This window comes from Alkalibacterium sp., from assembly GCF_046484155.1.
Classification (GTDB): Bacteria; Bacillota; Bacilli; order Lactobacillales; family Carnobacteriaceae_A; genus Alkalibacterium.
Genome location: NZ_JAWOBT010000047.1, coordinates 41,178 through 56,433, shown reverse-complemented (window position 1 = coordinate 56,433; position 15,256 = coordinate 41,178). Strand labels below are relative to the sequence as shown.

The 15,256-nt window shown below is 36.2% G+C and carries 19 protein-coding genes; all 19 read right to left on the bottom strand.

What is annotated here, in order from left to right:
- Positions 1–2: 2 nt before the first annotated feature.
- The 19 genes from murG to R6U02_RS03710 all read right to left on the bottom strand — a co-directional run bounded on the left by murG (position 3) and on the right by R6U02_RS03710 (position 15,124).
- Complete coding sequence (gene murG, locus R6U02_RS03800; protein ID WP_410262304.1) at positions 3–1,148, bottom strand: undecaprenyldiphospho-muramoylpentapeptide beta-N-acetylglucosaminyltransferase; 1,146 nt, start codon at positions 1,146–1,148, stop codon at positions 3–5.
- Between the two features lie 19 nt (positions 1,149–1,167).
- Positions 1,168–2,550: a UDP-N-acetylmuramoyl-L-alanine--D-glutamate ligase gene (murD, locus tag R6U02_RS03795; RefSeq protein WP_410262303.1), complete on the bottom strand. Its 1,383-nt coding sequence runs from the start codon at positions 2,548–2,550 to the stop codon at positions 1,168–1,170.
- A gap of 96 nt (positions 2,551–2,646) precedes the next feature.
- A complete protein-coding gene (gene mraY, locus R6U02_RS03790; RefSeq protein ID WP_410262302.1) occupies positions 2,647–3,609 on the bottom strand; it encodes a phospho-N-acetylmuramoyl-pentapeptide-transferase in 963 nt (320 codons plus the stop codon).
- A 27-nt stretch (positions 3,610–3,636) separates the two neighbouring features.
- The gene (locus tag R6U02_RS03785; protein ID WP_410262301.1) at positions 3,637–5,814 is read right to left on the bottom strand and encodes a penicillin-binding transpeptidase domain-containing protein; all 2,178 of its coding nucleotides are present in this window, start codon (positions 5,812–5,814) and stop codon (positions 3,637–3,639) included.
- Complete coding sequence (gene ftsL / locus R6U02_RS03780) at positions 5,811–6,182, bottom strand: cell division protein FtsL (protein WP_410262300.1); 372 nt, start codon at positions 6,180–6,182, stop codon at positions 5,811–5,813. Before ftsL ends, R6U02_RS03785 begins: the two co-directional genes overlap by 4 nt.
- Positions 6,183–6,220: 38 nt before the next feature.
- Entirely contained in the window at positions 6,221–7,174 is a 954-nt protein-coding gene (gene rsmH / locus R6U02_RS03775) for a 16S rRNA (cytosine(1402)-N(4))-methyltransferase RsmH (protein WP_410262299.1), read from the bottom strand.
- Between the two features lie 28 nt (positions 7,175–7,202).
- On the bottom strand, positions 7,203–7,634 hold the full coding sequence (gene mraZ / locus R6U02_RS03770; protein WP_071847426.1) for a division/cell wall cluster transcriptional repressor MraZ: 432 nt from the start codon (positions 7,632–7,634) through the stop codon (positions 7,203–7,205).
- Between the two features lie 171 nt (positions 7,635–7,805).
- Entirely contained in the window at positions 7,806–8,243 is a 438-nt protein-coding gene (locus R6U02_RS03765; protein WP_410262298.1) for a DUF3397 family protein, read from the bottom strand.
- 87 nt (positions 8,244–8,330) lie between these two features.
- A complete protein-coding gene (gene rpmF / locus R6U02_RS03760) occupies positions 8,331–8,510 on the bottom strand; it encodes a 50S ribosomal protein L32 (protein ID WP_410262297.1) in 180 nt (59 codons plus the stop codon).
- A gap of 41 nt (positions 8,511–8,551) precedes the next feature.
- Positions 8,552–9,112, bottom strand: a complete 561-nt coding sequence (locus R6U02_RS03755) for a YceD family protein (protein WP_410262296.1) — start codon at positions 9,110–9,112, stop codon at positions 8,552–8,554.
- Positions 9,113–9,236: 124 nt separating this feature from the next.
- A complete protein-coding gene (locus R6U02_RS03750; protein ID WP_410262295.1) occupies positions 9,237–10,424 on the bottom strand; it encodes a nucleotidyltransferase in 1,188 nt (395 codons plus the stop codon).
- A gap of 11 nt (positions 10,425–10,435) precedes the next feature.
- Positions 10,436–11,158: a class I SAM-dependent DNA methyltransferase gene (locus R6U02_RS03745; protein ID WP_410262294.1), complete on the bottom strand. Its 723-nt coding sequence runs from the start codon at positions 11,156–11,158 to the stop codon at positions 10,436–10,438.
- Complete coding sequence (rsfS, locus tag R6U02_RS03740) at positions 11,158–11,517, bottom strand: ribosome silencing factor (protein ID WP_410262293.1); 360 nt, start codon at positions 11,515–11,517, stop codon at positions 11,158–11,160. Before rsfS ends, R6U02_RS03745 begins: the two co-directional genes overlap by 1 nt.
- Positions 11,518–11,528: 11 nt before the next feature.
- On the bottom strand, positions 11,529–12,116 hold the full coding sequence (yqeK, locus tag R6U02_RS03735; RefSeq protein WP_410262292.1) for a bis(5'-nucleosyl)-tetraphosphatase (symmetrical) YqeK: 588 nt from the start codon (positions 12,114–12,116) through the stop codon (positions 11,529–11,531).
- Entirely contained in the window at positions 12,100–12,762 is a 663-nt protein-coding gene (locus R6U02_RS03730) for a nicotinate-nucleotide adenylyltransferase (protein WP_410262291.1), read from the bottom strand. Before R6U02_RS03730 ends, yqeK begins: the two co-directional genes overlap by 17 nt.
- Positions 12,763–12,777: 15 nt before the next feature.
- Positions 12,778–13,098: a ribosome assembly RNA-binding protein YhbY gene (gene yhbY / locus R6U02_RS03725; protein WP_410262290.1), complete on the bottom strand. Its 321-nt coding sequence runs from the start codon at positions 13,096–13,098 to the stop codon at positions 12,778–12,780.
- A gap of 31 nt (positions 13,099–13,129) precedes the next feature.
- A complete protein-coding gene (gene yqeH, locus R6U02_RS03720; RefSeq protein ID WP_410262329.1) occupies positions 13,130–14,245 on the bottom strand; it encodes a ribosome biogenesis GTPase YqeH in 1,116 nt (371 codons plus the stop codon).
- Positions 14,238–14,783 carry a YqeG family HAD IIIA-type phosphatase gene (locus R6U02_RS03715; protein ID WP_410262289.1) on the bottom strand — a complete coding sequence of 182 codons (546 nt, stop codon included), beginning with the start codon at positions 14,781–14,783 and terminating at the stop codon, positions 14,238–14,240. Before R6U02_RS03715 ends, yqeH begins: the two co-directional genes overlap by 8 nt.
- Before the next feature lie 89 nt (positions 14,784–14,872).
- The gene (locus R6U02_RS03710) at positions 14,873–15,124 is read right to left on the bottom strand and encodes a YkuJ family protein (protein ID WP_410262288.1); all 252 of its coding nucleotides are present in this window, start codon (positions 15,122–15,124) and stop codon (positions 14,873–14,875) included.
- Between the last annotated feature and the right edge of the window lie 132 nt (positions 15,125–15,256).

Sequence of the window (15,256 nt, the reverse complement as noted above, 5' to 3'; positions counted from 1 at the left end):
TCCTATCTCCTAAGTGTTTCATCTTTTAAAAGATTTACAATTATGTTTATAATTAAATCCGACGCATTTTGTTTGCCTAGCTGTTTAGAAGCGTGGCTCATTGTTTTTCGTTTCTCTTTATCATTCATTAATAAATCTATTTTCCCAACTAAATTCACAGCATTTAATTCTTCTTCTTTCAATACCAAAGCAGCGCCTTTTTTTTCAAGACTTTGGGCATTTTTTGTTTGGTGATCTTCCGTTACATTTGGACTAGGTATTAAAATACTAGGAATACCTAATGATGTCAACTCTGAAAGTGTTGTCGCACCACTTCTGGAAACGACTAACGAAACAGAGGCAAATACCTCTGGAAGATTGTTTATATAAGGAACGATTCTCACTCCATTTGATGCTGAATCGGAAACAAAATGTGTCGATTCTTTCCACTCTTTAACAATAGGGTCGTAATGATTTTTACCAGTGACAAATAAAGTCTGATAAGGTTTATTTGTTAACTGCGGCCAACTATTCTTTACTGTCTCGTTTATCCTCGATGCTCCCTGACTTCCTCCAAAAATAAGAACAGTAGGTTTTTCGGGATCTAGTTGATATTCAGACAAAACATCTGTCTGCACAAGGTCGGCCACTTCCTGTGCACGAGGGTTACCCGTATAGACGACCTTTTCTTTGTGTTTCCCAAATTGATCACGAGCTTCATCAAAACAAATAGCAATAGCCGAGACATGTTTTGCTAAAAATTTGTTGGTCAGCCCAACCACACTGTTTTGTTCATGAATAAGCGTGGGAATATTTAATTTTGATGCGGCATAACATACAGGTGCACTCACGTATCCACCAGTACCGATCACCACATCTGGTTCAAACTTCCTGACGATTTTTTTCGCCTTATTAATTGACGTTACAAACAGTTGAATCGTTTTTATATTGTATTTTATTCCTTGAAAACTTAATTTTCGTTTAAAGCCTTCAACCCTAAGCGATTCGAAATTGTATCCTTGATTAGGGACAATTGTGCTTTCAAGCCCTCGATGAGTCCCAACGTATAAAAATTCTGCTTCAGAATCTAATTCTTTCATTCTGTTCATTAAAGCTAATGCAGGGTATATATGGCCACCTGTGCCGCCACCCGTTACTAAAATCTTCATAATAAGCGCACGTTTGTGCTTAACCTCCTTTGACTGATTCCTTTATAGACTTGACTGTATCGATGAAATCGTTACCTCGTTCTTCAAAATTAGTGTACTGATCCCAACTTGCACAAGCTGGTGACAATAAAACCACATCTCCGGCTTCACTATTTTCAAAGGCTGTTATCGTCGCTTCAGACACGCTGTCTGCTACAATAATTTTAGCGATATCGGCATGTTTGGCTACTTCAGCTAGTTCATGCTTTGTTTCACCAAAAGTGATAATTGCTTTAACGTGTTCCTGTAATAGGGGGACCAGATCATCAAACGATTCGTTTCGATTTAAGCCTCCAGCAATTAACACGATCGGATCAGTGAATCCTTCTAAGGCATGGATCGTCGCCAAGGAATTAGTGGCTTTAGAATCATTATAGAACCGTCTATTCTCTATAGTATCCACTAGCTGCATGCGGTGTTCTACACCTTTAAATTCTTGAAATGCATTGATAATATCCTCATTTTTCACACTTTTAAGTTTCGCAACAGCTATAGCAGCTAGCGCATTTTCTAAATTATGTTCCCCCGGAATCAAGACATTTTCCGTGGACATCACTGACTCTCCGTTATACATAATAATATTGTCTTTCACATAAACGCCTGTATCTAGATCGTTTTTACGGGAGAAAGGCACCAGTTTTGCGGCCGCAGTGCTTGATACCAGCTCGCGCAACTCATCTTGATCATAGTTATACACCATGTAATCGGCTGAAGATTGGTTTTTAGCTATTGCTAACTTCGCATCGACATATTCATTTCTAGTTTTATGATAATCTAAATGCGCTGAATAAATATTTGTTATAACTGCGATTGCTGGATGAAATCTCTCTATTCCCATTAACTGAAAGCTTGATACTTCCATTACCAGATCATCTTTTTCAGACGACTCTTGAGCAATCATGCTGGCCGATGTACCTATATTACCCACTGCGTAAGCTTTTCCAATAGACCGATTTTTATTTAATATCAATTCAATCATCATTGTTGTCGTTGTTTTTCCATTAGTGCCTGTTATAGCTATAATTGGACTTTCTGATATCAAATAAGCTAATTCCACCTCAGTGATGATCAAGATATTTTTATCTTTGGCTTTTTTTACTAAAGGATTAGTATATGGAATACCCGGATTCTTAACAATAAAATCAATTGGGTCTTCTAATAGATCTAAAGGGTGACTTCCTGATATTACTTCAATTCCCTTATCTGTTAAATCTTTAGCTTCAGTGCTTTGACTTAAGTCTTTAAAATCATTCACGGTCACTTTAGCTCCAAGTCGATTGAGTAATAGAGCTGCGTTATAGCCAGAGACTGCCAAGCCTAACACCAAGACATTTTTATTTTTGAATTGCGTTGCATTTTTCATAAAAAACTCCTCTAATATTCTGAATTACTCATGTACAAGTTTACACTGAATCTAAAAAAACTGGAAGTAGAAAGCTACTACCAGTTTTTCAGTACATTAAAGCATTAAGAACGTTGATAAAGATGCAATTAAAGTTATAAGTGAAAAGATGATAACTATTTTCCATTCGTTCCATCCCACCATTTCAAAATGGTGATGAATCGGACTCATTTTAAATACACGCTTACCTGTTAATTTAAAAGAGGTAACCTGTATCATGACACTAGCCGTTTCAATGACGAATATTATCCCGATCAAAAGTAACGTCCACTCCTGATTCAAAACGATAGACACCGCTGCTAAGCCCGCTCCCAAAGCAAGTGAACCGACATCACCCATGAAAATCTTGGCTGGTTTTTTATTAAAAATAAAGAAACCGATCAAAGCCCCCATGATTGCGGATGTAAAAATAGCTACTTCATACTGATTTTGAAGAATAGCAATGATAGTATAGCTGAAATAAGCGATAAAACCAGTACCCGCCAGTAAACCATCGATGCCATCAGTCAAATTCGTGGCATTTGAAAAACCCACTAACCAAAATAAAATAAACAAGATGTAAAAATAACCTAATTCTACTTCATTTCCAAAAGGCAAAGCGATACTTTGAATATCTATGACTCGTGACACACCAAAGTAAAACAGGATTGCCGCTACTATTTGCCCGATTAGTTTCTGCAAGCTTGTTAATCCTAAATTACGTTTCATAATTACTTTTATATAATCATCAATAAAGCCGATTGTCCCATAAACCAATAATATAAAGATAAGTAAGAGAACAAGTAACGTATTGATTGGAAAGACAACACTGAATATTAGAGATATGATCGACACAGCTATGATAATTGTGATGCCGCCCATTGTAGGCGTTCCTGACTTTGCTTCATGCCAAGAAGGACCTTCCTCTCTAGTTGTCTGGCCCAGTTGCTTTTTTTTAAAATACTTTATAAATACGGGCATTAACCCTGTAACGATGACTCCACTTAATAGTAATGGATATATCAATTGAATGCTTTGCACTATTATATTCCTTCCTTACTAGCTAAATTATTGATTAGTAGACAAAACTATTGTCAGTTCAGTTCCACTCTCGATAAAGGCGTTGGCGGGCAAATCCTGTGACATTACAAAACCTTCACCCTCGAAAGTAACATCTATACCCGTCAATTCTGTTAATTTCAACACATTACTCTTTGACCATCCTGTCAAGTCAGGCAGCGTCATGGCTCCGTTAGTCAATAGCATGACACGGTTTGATGCATCGATCTCAGCATCCGGATCGGGATACTGCTGAACAATCGTATCACCTGAACCAATAATGCTGTATTCTATTTCTTCTTCATTTAATTGATCGATCACAGCTTGAGTATTTTGTTGAATAACATTATCTATTTGATTTTTTTCTTCAACTGAATCAATTTCACTATCATCTTCATTAGAATAATATTCCAGTGCTCTTTTCATAACTGGGTTAAATATTTTTTTAACCACTTGACTCCCGTGGCCAACACCGTTTAATACCGGTTGTTGTACAGTAACATAAAAGATTAGTTCTGGGTCTTCCACAGGTCCCATCCCGACAACTGAATAAATATAATTCGAACCTCCTGATAGATAGCCGCCCGTCTCACTAGGGATTTGAGCCGTCCCTGTTTTAGCTGAGATTTCGAAACCCTCTACTTCATACCCGCTGGCTGTTCCTACATCACTGTATACTGTTTCGGTTAAATATTCAAGTGTTTGCGCAGCTGTCTCTTTAGATATCAATGTAGGCGTTTCTTCAGTTTCAACTAGCTCTTCTTCACCCGTTTTCGTGTCTATTATTTTTTTAACCACGTGAGGTTCAACCATATTGCCTTCATTAGTAATGGCTGAAAAAGCGCGAAGCATTTGAATAGGCGTTACAGAAATGCCTTGACCAAAAGATGTCTGGTATTTTTGGAGTATACTGTTATATGGATTAGCCCCATCATATTCATTGGGTAAAGAAATGCCTGTCTCTTGACCAAAACCAAAGGCATCTAAATAATCCTTCCACTTATCGTAGCCCATTTCCTGAATTTGATGAACGAAAGCAACATTACTGGAGCGTGCCAGCCCTTCAAGATAAGAGATATATCCCCAGCCTTCTGGCTTGACATCATGGACAGTGCCCCCGCCAATTTGAATCTTACCTGATTGATAATAATCATTCGGTCTGAACGTTCCCTCTTCGATTGCTGCCGCTAATGTCATCACTTTTATTGTAGATCCGGGTTCAAAGATATATTCAATCAAAAAATTTTGCCAAGTTTGATCGATGCCTTCCTTAGTTGTTGCATTAAATGTCGGACGCTGGGTTGTTGCCAAAATTTCTCCTGTCTTCGCATTCATCAAGGTCGCCGTAACAGCTTCTGGCTTATGTTCATCATTGACTTCTTCGACAATACTTTCCAGAAAAATCTGCATTCGTCTGTCGATTGTCAACTGGATATCATTTCCATCAGTAGGCAGAACCTCTTCTATTTCCTGGTTGGGAATGACATAGCCAAAGCGATCTCTCTGATACTCTATCCACCCATCTTCACCACTTAATATGTCATCAAATTCTTTTTCAAGACCCATAACACCTTTGAGCGATTGACTGCTCTCATCTTCACTGTCTCTTTGAGCTAACCCGATCGTGTGAGAGGCGAACGTTCCGTTTGGATATAGTCGACTTTTTTTCTCCTCAAAGGTTATACCTGTCAACTCTTTTTGTTCTAACTTTTCTTTAATTGTGCTTACTGTTTCATAAGTTAAATTGTTGCCGGCACTTCCAAATTCTACTTGACTGTTGTCCAAGATTAATCTGTCATGCAGGTCTTCTTTACTCATTGATACATGTTGAGACAACACTTCTGCTACAGCCTCAGAATCCTGAATATGAATAGGACGCTTTGGTGTTGACCATTCATCTGTCAGCACAGCAATCATTTTATATGAATTTGCATCCAGCGCAATAGGGTTCCCATTTGCATCATAAATTGTCCCTCTGTTAGCCTGTAATGTATTATTTCTTGTATATAAGTTATGCACATTTTGAATTAAGTTTTCCCCGTTAACTTCTCCAGTTACCATGATAATAGCAAACCGTGAAAAGACACCGAAAAACAAGATAAAACAAAAAATATACAGCGCTATCGCTATATATTTTCTATTATGAAAAGGGTTTGACTCCTTTAATTTTCTTTTAATATGTTTCATTTGAACACATTCCTAATTTGTTCTTCATTCATTTTCAAATCATTTTCTTTGGCTATTGAATATACACGATCATAACGTGACAATTCTTGTACATTCTGTTCGTAGTTACTATTTTCTATTTGAACCATAGCTGCTTGTGATTCAATGTCTTGAATACTTCTATTCGTTGTAGAAACCTGCATTGATAAAGCAATATGGCCAACAGCCAATGCGAAAAGAACGAATCCAAACAAACCACTAACTGCCATCTCTAATCGAGTTAAACCTTTATGTAATTTTTTTTCGTTCTCTCTATTTTCAGTCTTTTTGGGTTGCGTTAAGGGTTGCGTTTCATTAGCTAATTGTCTAGCTAAATTATCATTCATCATTAGTCACCTTCTCCTTTCTGGATTAAGTTATTCTTACATTATTTTTCTCTTTGTTTTTCAGCTATTCTCAGCTTTGCACTTCTTGAACGATTATTTTCACTTAATTCTTCTTCGGAAGGTAAAATAGGTTTTCTATTTATCATCTTCAGGATAGGTTGTTTATGATCAGGAATGATCGGTAACCCCCGAGGTAATTCTGGTAGATCTGAATAACTTTTGAATAACTGCTTAACTATTCGGTCTTCCAGCGAGTGGAATGTGATGGCACTTATACGCCCACCAACATTTAAAATATCAACGGCTTGCTCCAATGAATCTTCCAAAGCACCCAGTTCATCATTCACTGCAATGCGTAATGCCTGGAATACACGCTTGGCTGGGTGACCGCCTTTTCGACGTGCGAAGGCTGGTATCGCATCTTTGATGATATCCACTAATTCATGTGTCGTGTCAATAGACTTGTTTTCCCGACTTGCTTCAATTTTTCGAGCAATCTGTTTAGAGAATTTTTCTTCACCGTATCGAAAGAAAATCCGAACCAAATCACTGTAATCCCATTTGTTGACGATATCGTGAGCTGTTAACGCTTGAGATTGATCCATTCGCATATCTAGCCGAGCATCTTTGTGATAACTGAATCCTCTTTCTGTAACATCCAGCTGAGGAGATGAAACACCTAAATCGTAGATAATACCATCTACTTTCAGAACGTTTCTCTCTTCTAGAGCGGATTTTATATTTCTGAAATTATCGTGAATAAATATCAATTTCCCGCTATTTAGTTCTTCAGATAACAACTGACTGGCGTTATCAATAGCCGTCATATCCTGGTCAAAAGCATAAACGTGACCTTTTGAACTTAATTCATTTAATAGAAGTGCTGTATGTCCTGCTCCGCCTAAAGTACAGTCGACATATATACCGTCTGGTTTTATATTGAGACCCTCAATAGTCTCATTTAATAGTACTGTTTCATGTTTAAAATCTGCCATTTTTGTACCCCTTTGCTGACTTTCCGTGTTAGAATCCAAAGTCGATCATTTCTTCAGCTATGTCTTCAAATGATTCATTCGCTTCTTCAGCAAATGAGGTCCATCTGTCTTCGCTCCATATTTCAATACGATCCGACACACCAATGATATAACACGTTTTTTCGAGCGCTGCATGTTTAGTTAATGTGTTGGGTAAATTAATTCTTCCTTGTTTATCTAGTGAACATTCAGTAGCTGCTGAATACAGGAAGCGTGTAAACGCTCTCGATTCTTTTTTAGCAAGAGGAAGCTGTTTTAACTTTGCTTCGAGTAGTTTCCATTCTTCCATGGGGTATCCGAAAAGACAGCCGTCTAATCCGCGGGTCACAATGAAACGTTCGCCTAAATCGTCCCTAAATTTAGCTGGAACAATCAAGCGGCCTTTTGCATCAATTGAATGTTTGTATTCGCCTAATAACATTTCACTGCCCCTTTCCCACTTATAAGGTAAAGTCTACCACAATTCCCCACTTTCCACCACATTATTTCTCTAAAATACATTTATTTATAAACTTACAAAAAAAAGCCCTAGTCATTGATACATATGACTAGGGAACGCCTGTTTATTAATTTTTCATGACTGACTCTTACTTCAAATTACTCCTTGATATAGCACCCAGATACCTGCACCCGTATAGGAAATTAAACAGATAATAAAAACAATGCGCCACCATATTCTGAAAAACAGATAAAGGTTTAATTCTTGTTTATAGAATGTGTAATACGACGCTAAAAGAATGCCAAGTACTGAGATCAAAATAAATAAGTAAGGAACAAGATTGATTGTCAGGTAGAGTTGACTGATGATAAACAGAAGTAAAATCATATAGGGGATAATCACATCGACAACCTTTATCGACAGTCGTATTAAATTAAATTGTTTATTGATCCATTTCGAAAAAACCAATGTGATAAAAGGCACTAAATAAAACCCGATCAAAGGGAGTAGATTTGTTAATGAACCCACGAAGTCACTTCCATTTCTTATCTTCAAATTATAATTTGAAGTTACATATGTAAATAATAACATAAAGAGAAACAAAAAAGTGTTTATGAACAATAGTCATAAACACTTTTTTATATAATATAATTTAACTTATCCGATAGATCAATTAAATTAAGCTTCTTTATTGATGACCTCTTTGCCTGCGTAAAATCCGCAAGAAGTGCAAATGTGGTGATTACGTTTAACTTCGCCACAATTAGGACAATCACTCATGTTTGGAAGGTCCAATTTGATATGAGCACGTCTTTTTGCTTTTCTGCTAACAGATGTTCTTCTTTTAGGTACTGCCATTTTCCAACACACCTCCTTAAAAGGATTCGAATTCTATATATTTACTCGTTATCGTCTTTGAAGAGATCCTTTAGTATTGCAAATCTTGGATCTCCTTCATCATTAGATGAATTAGTATCATCGTTATGCTGATCTTCTGGTAAAACTATCCAATCTTTCCCGCTCGGCATATCATCCGTCTCAAGTTCTTCATCAGTAAATACTTGACTGGGTTTATTAGCTAAAATTGCATCCTCAATAGGTTTATTGAGATCTAATATATCCGCGGACAATCGTTCGACTAACTCTTCTTCTGAAAATTGTTCCAAACTAACAGGAGAATCGGGGGCTAGATAGATTTCTGAAAATGGAATTTCCATTGACACATCTACTGGTTCTAAAGACCGGGAAGATGGTATGGTAATTATCACTCTCACTATCAAATCAACATAATAAACAGATTTTTCTTCAACTGTTAAGCTTCCTTTTAAGGAAACCGGACTTACTGCGATTATTTCATCATCACGTTTTTTCAGTGACTTTTCTAAATCGACAGATCCATCGACAGCTAAAGCAGAATCCTGATATTTTTGTAATTCATTTAATGCCCATTTGATTTTCATAGACTTCACCTCAGTGTTAAACGTCTTTTTCAACCTAATACTTTAGGCACTTGAGTTATTACTTTTAAAAAGTTTTCACTTAATTGAGCAACAAAAATAATTATACTAGTTTAAGCTGACAATGTCAATATATTTTAATCGGCTTTCTTTTATAATCTTGGCTTTTAATTCTAGTTTGATCAGCCAATCTATAAACGTCCCCGACCACTATGTCATAAGCGAGTAATCTGTTGTTTTTTTGATTAATGTTTGTAATCAATGGTTTTTTCAACTGATGTTTTATCTGATTTAAATGTTTTTGTCCTGTTTCATTAAATCCTAGCACACGTATATATTCTACGCTCTCTGTCATCTGTTCCATTTCTGCTTTAGATTGATTAAGCAGTATATAAAAGCTTAAACGCTGCAACCTTGTCCATGAAAGTTGTTTTGTTTTTAATCGAGATAAAAAAACATTCATATTTGATGATTCTTTAATGACTTCTTTTACTCTATATTCTAAACCCTTCTCCATTAAATATATCCGACTTAACTCAGAGTGCGGGGTTGTCAATATTCGGTATTTTAGATAAGAAAAAAAGTCATCCCAGTTAACATGTTTGCTTTTATTTAAAATCCCCTCTGTTTCTTTAGGGAAAGGAAGTATATCATAATCAGTCCACTCATTCTCAGAAAACAGCAGATTTCTAATGGCCGTTGCACTGGCGATTTCATTACCTGCCCCGACTTCACTATCATGATAGTGACTGCTTTTTCTACGAATCGTTTCAATTTCAATTGGCCTATTATATTTTTCCAGCACTCTTGCATAAGCGAATCCCAGCATGTTATTTGGCTGGGTAAGATCCAATTCAAGTTCCGGAAAATATTTTGAGAGAATGTCGCTCATGTTTTTTGCATAAGTCAGTTTCTGTTTTTGTTCTTTACGAAAAAGATCATTTATTTCTTTTTCTTTCTCAGAATAAACAGCTGCAGCTTGAACAAAATCAGAACCTTCTCCAGATTCACTCCCAAAACTTAATACATGAATCCCCATATGAGCCAGCAGTTCTATAGCGCCTTTTGCATATAAGTCTGCTGGCTGAACACTAAAAGCTGCAGGAATCTCGACGACGATATCCGCACCATGTTGTAAAGCAAGTGATGCTCTGTCCCACTTATCTACAATCGCCGGCTCCCCTCTTTGAAGGAAGTTGCCTGACATGGCTACTACCATAACATCAGCTTCTGTTTTCTTTTTAGCCTCTTGAAGATGATACAAATGTCCATTGTGAAACGGATTATACTCGGCTACAACCCCGCATACTTTCATAAACTAACTCCTTATTTAGTGCAAGCAAAAAACCAGCGTTTACTATCTTCGCTCACATCATCTTTAAAATCAGCACTGACGTCGATAGCATGAAAACCCGCTTCTTGCAGTAATTCCATATAAACATTTATCGGATATGTTCTTTCTTTATGCGTTTCTTCAAATCTTTCATATAGATTATCTTTATTGTTTACAAAAAAAGACAATTCATGTTCAACTGAATAAGGGTATTCCCCTTCAAAACTATCCCACATAAAAACAATGTTTTCTGTTTCTGCATGAAACGATGATGTTAAAAAATTTTCTATTTGAGTAGTAGAATGCACATCGAATAAAAATTTTCCGTTTTCCTCCAGGCGATTATAAACCTCTTTAAAAACGAGCAAAACTTCTTTTTCGTTTTCCATATAACACAGAGCATCGCTATAGCATATGATTCCAGGATACATCGGTAGATCCCCTAGATTTCTCATATCACCTTGTATCAAAGGAAACGTCACGCCTTCATCAAGCTGTTTGTTGTATGCAATACTCAACATTTCATCAGACAAATCTAAACCAGTGATATCATAACCATCTCTTTTTAATTTCAATCCCAGTATGCCTGTTCCGCAGCCAAGTTCAAGTATTTTTTCTCCATTCGGAATATATCTTTTTGTATAGACTAACCACTTATCGTAAAGGCTATCATCCATGAGGTTATCATATACTTTTGCAAACCAGTTGTAAGTCATTAATCAAGCCATTTACTAATATCAACTTGTTCTGCGTCAGACCACAAGCGCTCTAATTTATATAAATCGCGTTCTTCTTTTTTGAACAAGTGAACAATGATATCTCCTAAATCAATAAGAATCCATTGTGCGTTATCTTTACCTTCAATACGCTTAACTTCTTGATTGTTTTTATCAGCTGCCTCTAATATGCTTAAAGAGATTGCATTTAACTGTCTGTCATTATTTGCATGCAGAATAACAAAATAATCTGCTAACAAAGAAACATCTCTCATATCCAACGCTACTATTTCTTCGGCTTTTTTTGAATCTGCCGCTTTCACTACGTATTCTAGTATATCTATTGATGATTGAGTCATACTTTTTCCCCTTATTTTTCTACAACCCAAGCGTTATATGTCTCAACAGCTTTGGGGTATATTTTATTTTTTCTGTCAATTAAATGTTTTAATGTTTGTCTGGTGATATAAGCAACGGTTGCTGACAGATCTTTTTCAGCTAATTTCCTTGCTTTATCTACACCTTTGTGTAAGCGATTAGGCTCTATATAATCAGCAACATATATAATTTGAGCGATTTCACCCATTGTCGGACTTCCAATGGTATGATATTTTATAGCTTCTAAAATATCTTCGTCTTCTAGTTGATATTCGTTCTTCATGAGGACTGCCCCGATAGGACCATGCCAAATATTACTTCCAAACTGCAACATGTCTAATTCCAGATTTTCACTAATAATTAAATCACGCATTTCTTCATCAGGTTTTTCTTTCGCATAATCGTGCGCTAAAGCAGCAATACTTACCTTTTCTTTATCTATATTGTATTTTTCAGCAAGCTCTATAGCCGTTTTTTCCACTCTTAATACGTGCCTGTATCTTCGTTGACTCATCGCATCCTTCATGATTTTCACTAGTTCTTTTCTGCTTAAACTAATAAAATCATTTTGATAATCCATCTGAATTTTTCTCATTTTTATATAATCCTTCACTTCCGATATATTTCTCGACTTCTGGAGGAACTAAATATTTTATTGAACAGTTATCCATAGCTTTTTGACGAATCAAGCTCGAACTAATATCAATGTTTGGTACATCAACTGTAATAACTGGATAAGACGTATTTAAAGTGTAGGAAGGACGATTAACCGCTACAAATTGAACGATCTGTAAAAGGTCGTCAATTTTATACCAGTTTTTCAAATCCTCTACCATATCCGCTCCGATAATAAAATAAAATTCTATATCAGGATTCATTTCTTTCAGTTGAACGATTGTATCGTAAGTGTAACTTTTGCCACCACGCTGTATCTCGATCTCTTCCAATGAAAATCCGTCGTTAGATGAGATCGATGCACGTATCATTGCTATCCTGTGTTTGGCAGCGATCGTTTTCTTTTCTTTCTTGTGTGGGGGATCAGCACTCGGTAAAAACATTACTTTTTCTAAACCCAGCTGGCATCTTACTTGTTCAGCAATAATTAAATGCCCTAAATGTGGAGGGTTAAATGTCCCACCTAATATGCCTACTTTTCTCAGTGGAATCGTCTCATACAGCTCGTCGACTACTTTTGGTTCAACGACGTTCGCAACTATATTTAACAACGGTCATCCTCCCCTTTATGAATGATTGGATTTAGGCAAGCGAGAAGAGTAACGTTGATACTTTTCTTTGTCAGAAGGCTTGAACAAAACTAATACTTTGCCAATTTTTTGTACGACAGTAATGTCAGAATTTTCTTCAATAAAGGCTACAGCTTCAGAAGCTGTCCAGTCAGTATTTTGAAGCAGCTGTACTTTCATTAATTCTTTATTTCCAAGCGATTCTTCAAATTCTTCAACCATTTCAATAGTTAAACCGTTTTTCCCAATTTGAAAAATGGGTGATAAACGATTTGCTTCAGCACGCAAAAAACGTTTTTGTTTACCTGTTAATTTCATATCGATCCTCTTTTCTGTGTCTTTACATTTATTAAATAAGCTGTTTTCTCACTATAACATCCACGCCTTCTGGCGCCCAACCTGCTACTTGTATATCTGTAGCATCGATGGACACCCAACCCAAGCCGTTAAACACTATATCTGACGGTTCTTTGATTTTAAATTCATGACGCTTTAATTTAGGGAAAGAAGCGACGGATTCAGCATTAGGTGGAGACAGCAACTCGCCTAAATGATTTTCGTATAATTCATCTGCTTTTTCCGTCTTCGTTCGGTGAATAGTTATTTCATTTGAAACATAACAGACGAAAGACTGCTTTCCTTCTCCCATCAAGTAATCAAATCTAGCTAAGCCGCCAAAGAACAATGTCTGATTATCGTTCAATTGATAGGATTTTGGTTTCACTTCTTTTCTTGGGGTGATGATCTTTAATTCTTGTGGATTTAAATACTGTGACAACTGATTTTTCTGTATAATTCCGGGAGTATCTACGAGCACCTTTTTATTACCCAGTGGGATTTCAATTTTACCCAAAGTCGTTCCCGGGAAATAAGATGTCGTAATTGTGTTCTCAGACTCTGTAGCAATATTGATTATTTGATTGATTAATGTTGATTTGCCTACATTAGTTGTTCCTACGACATAAACATCTTTACCTTTACGTTCTTTTTCTAAGGCTTCCATAAATTCTGTAACAGACTCTTTGTTTAATGCGCTAACTAAATAAACATTTTGAGGTCTGATGCCATGACTTTGCACTTGCTCTGTCACCCATTGACGTAACTTACTTTTTCGATGAACTTTTGGTAAAAGGTCACTTTTATTTGCTACAATTATTATAGGATTGTTACCCGCAAACCTTTGAATGCCTGAAATAATACTTCCATTGAAATCAAATATGTCTATAACGTTGACTATTAAAGCATCCTCCTGATTCAATTCTTGAAGCATATTTAGAAAGTCATCGTCATTTAGCTCAACATCCTGAACTTCATTGTAGTGTCTTAACCGAAAGCACCGTTTACAATATACGTTATCTTCCGAATCACTTTCACTTAATACGGAAGCCGGAAGATAACCAGACTTCGCTTCATCTTCTGATTGTAAAACAGCCCCACAGCCAATACATCTCATTTCGTTATTCATTAATTCGTCTGCCATGTATCGTATCTCTCCATTTCATTTCTGAATCTTTTTTTATTAAATAATTCATTATTTTCAATTCTACGAATCTGTTTAATCGTGTATTCCATGCATCGGAATCTAAGATAGGTTTAACTAATACACTTTTGAATCCCGCGTTATTTGCGCCTTTTATATCCGTTATAACCTGATCTCCGACCATCAGCCATTCTTCTCTTGGGAAAGAATACTTTTTAATAGCTTTTTTAAAGCCTATCGTTAATGGTTTCAATGCATTTGGTATAAAATCTAATTCCAGTATACTCGCTACTTTTTTCACTCTTTTATTGGAGTTATTTGAAAGAATAACAACTTTGATATCATTTTTTTTCATTAGTTTGATCCATCGAATAGTTTCTTCAGTTGCTTCTGGATTATTCCAGGCAATTAGCGTATTGTCTAAATCTGTCAATATAGCTTTTATGTTGGCACTTTTTAATTGCTCTGGAGTAATTTGGTATATGGATTCAACCATCCACGTGGGCTTAAAACTACTCAGCATTATTTCCCTCCTAAACTATTATTTCAATGCACGAAAGGGGATTTTCTAAAAAAAAGGAAGCACACAAAGCACTTCCTTTTGTGCACTCCTTACTCTTCGGTAGATGAAGCAGGTTCGACTAATTCGAGTATTTCAACAGCCACATAATCAATATTATCGAATTCATATGTTTGCTGAGCTGTACGATCTTCAAGTTCGAACATTTTAGACTTACCATCATAACGCACGATACATTTTTCAACACCGTCACTCTCAAAACGTCTAACTTGCACTTCTTCCGATTGATCTTCACGCATTGCTTCTAAACGTCTGATAATTGGTATAAGTTGGGATGGTTTCATTTGTTTTCCCCTTTCTTATTCTTTTGTCTCTTCACTTTTTTATTCTAACAGATTTCAGCTCGAATTACATTAGATGCAATACGATTTAAGGATTTATTGTCATTCTTGACTTCGTTATTCGAATTCACTATC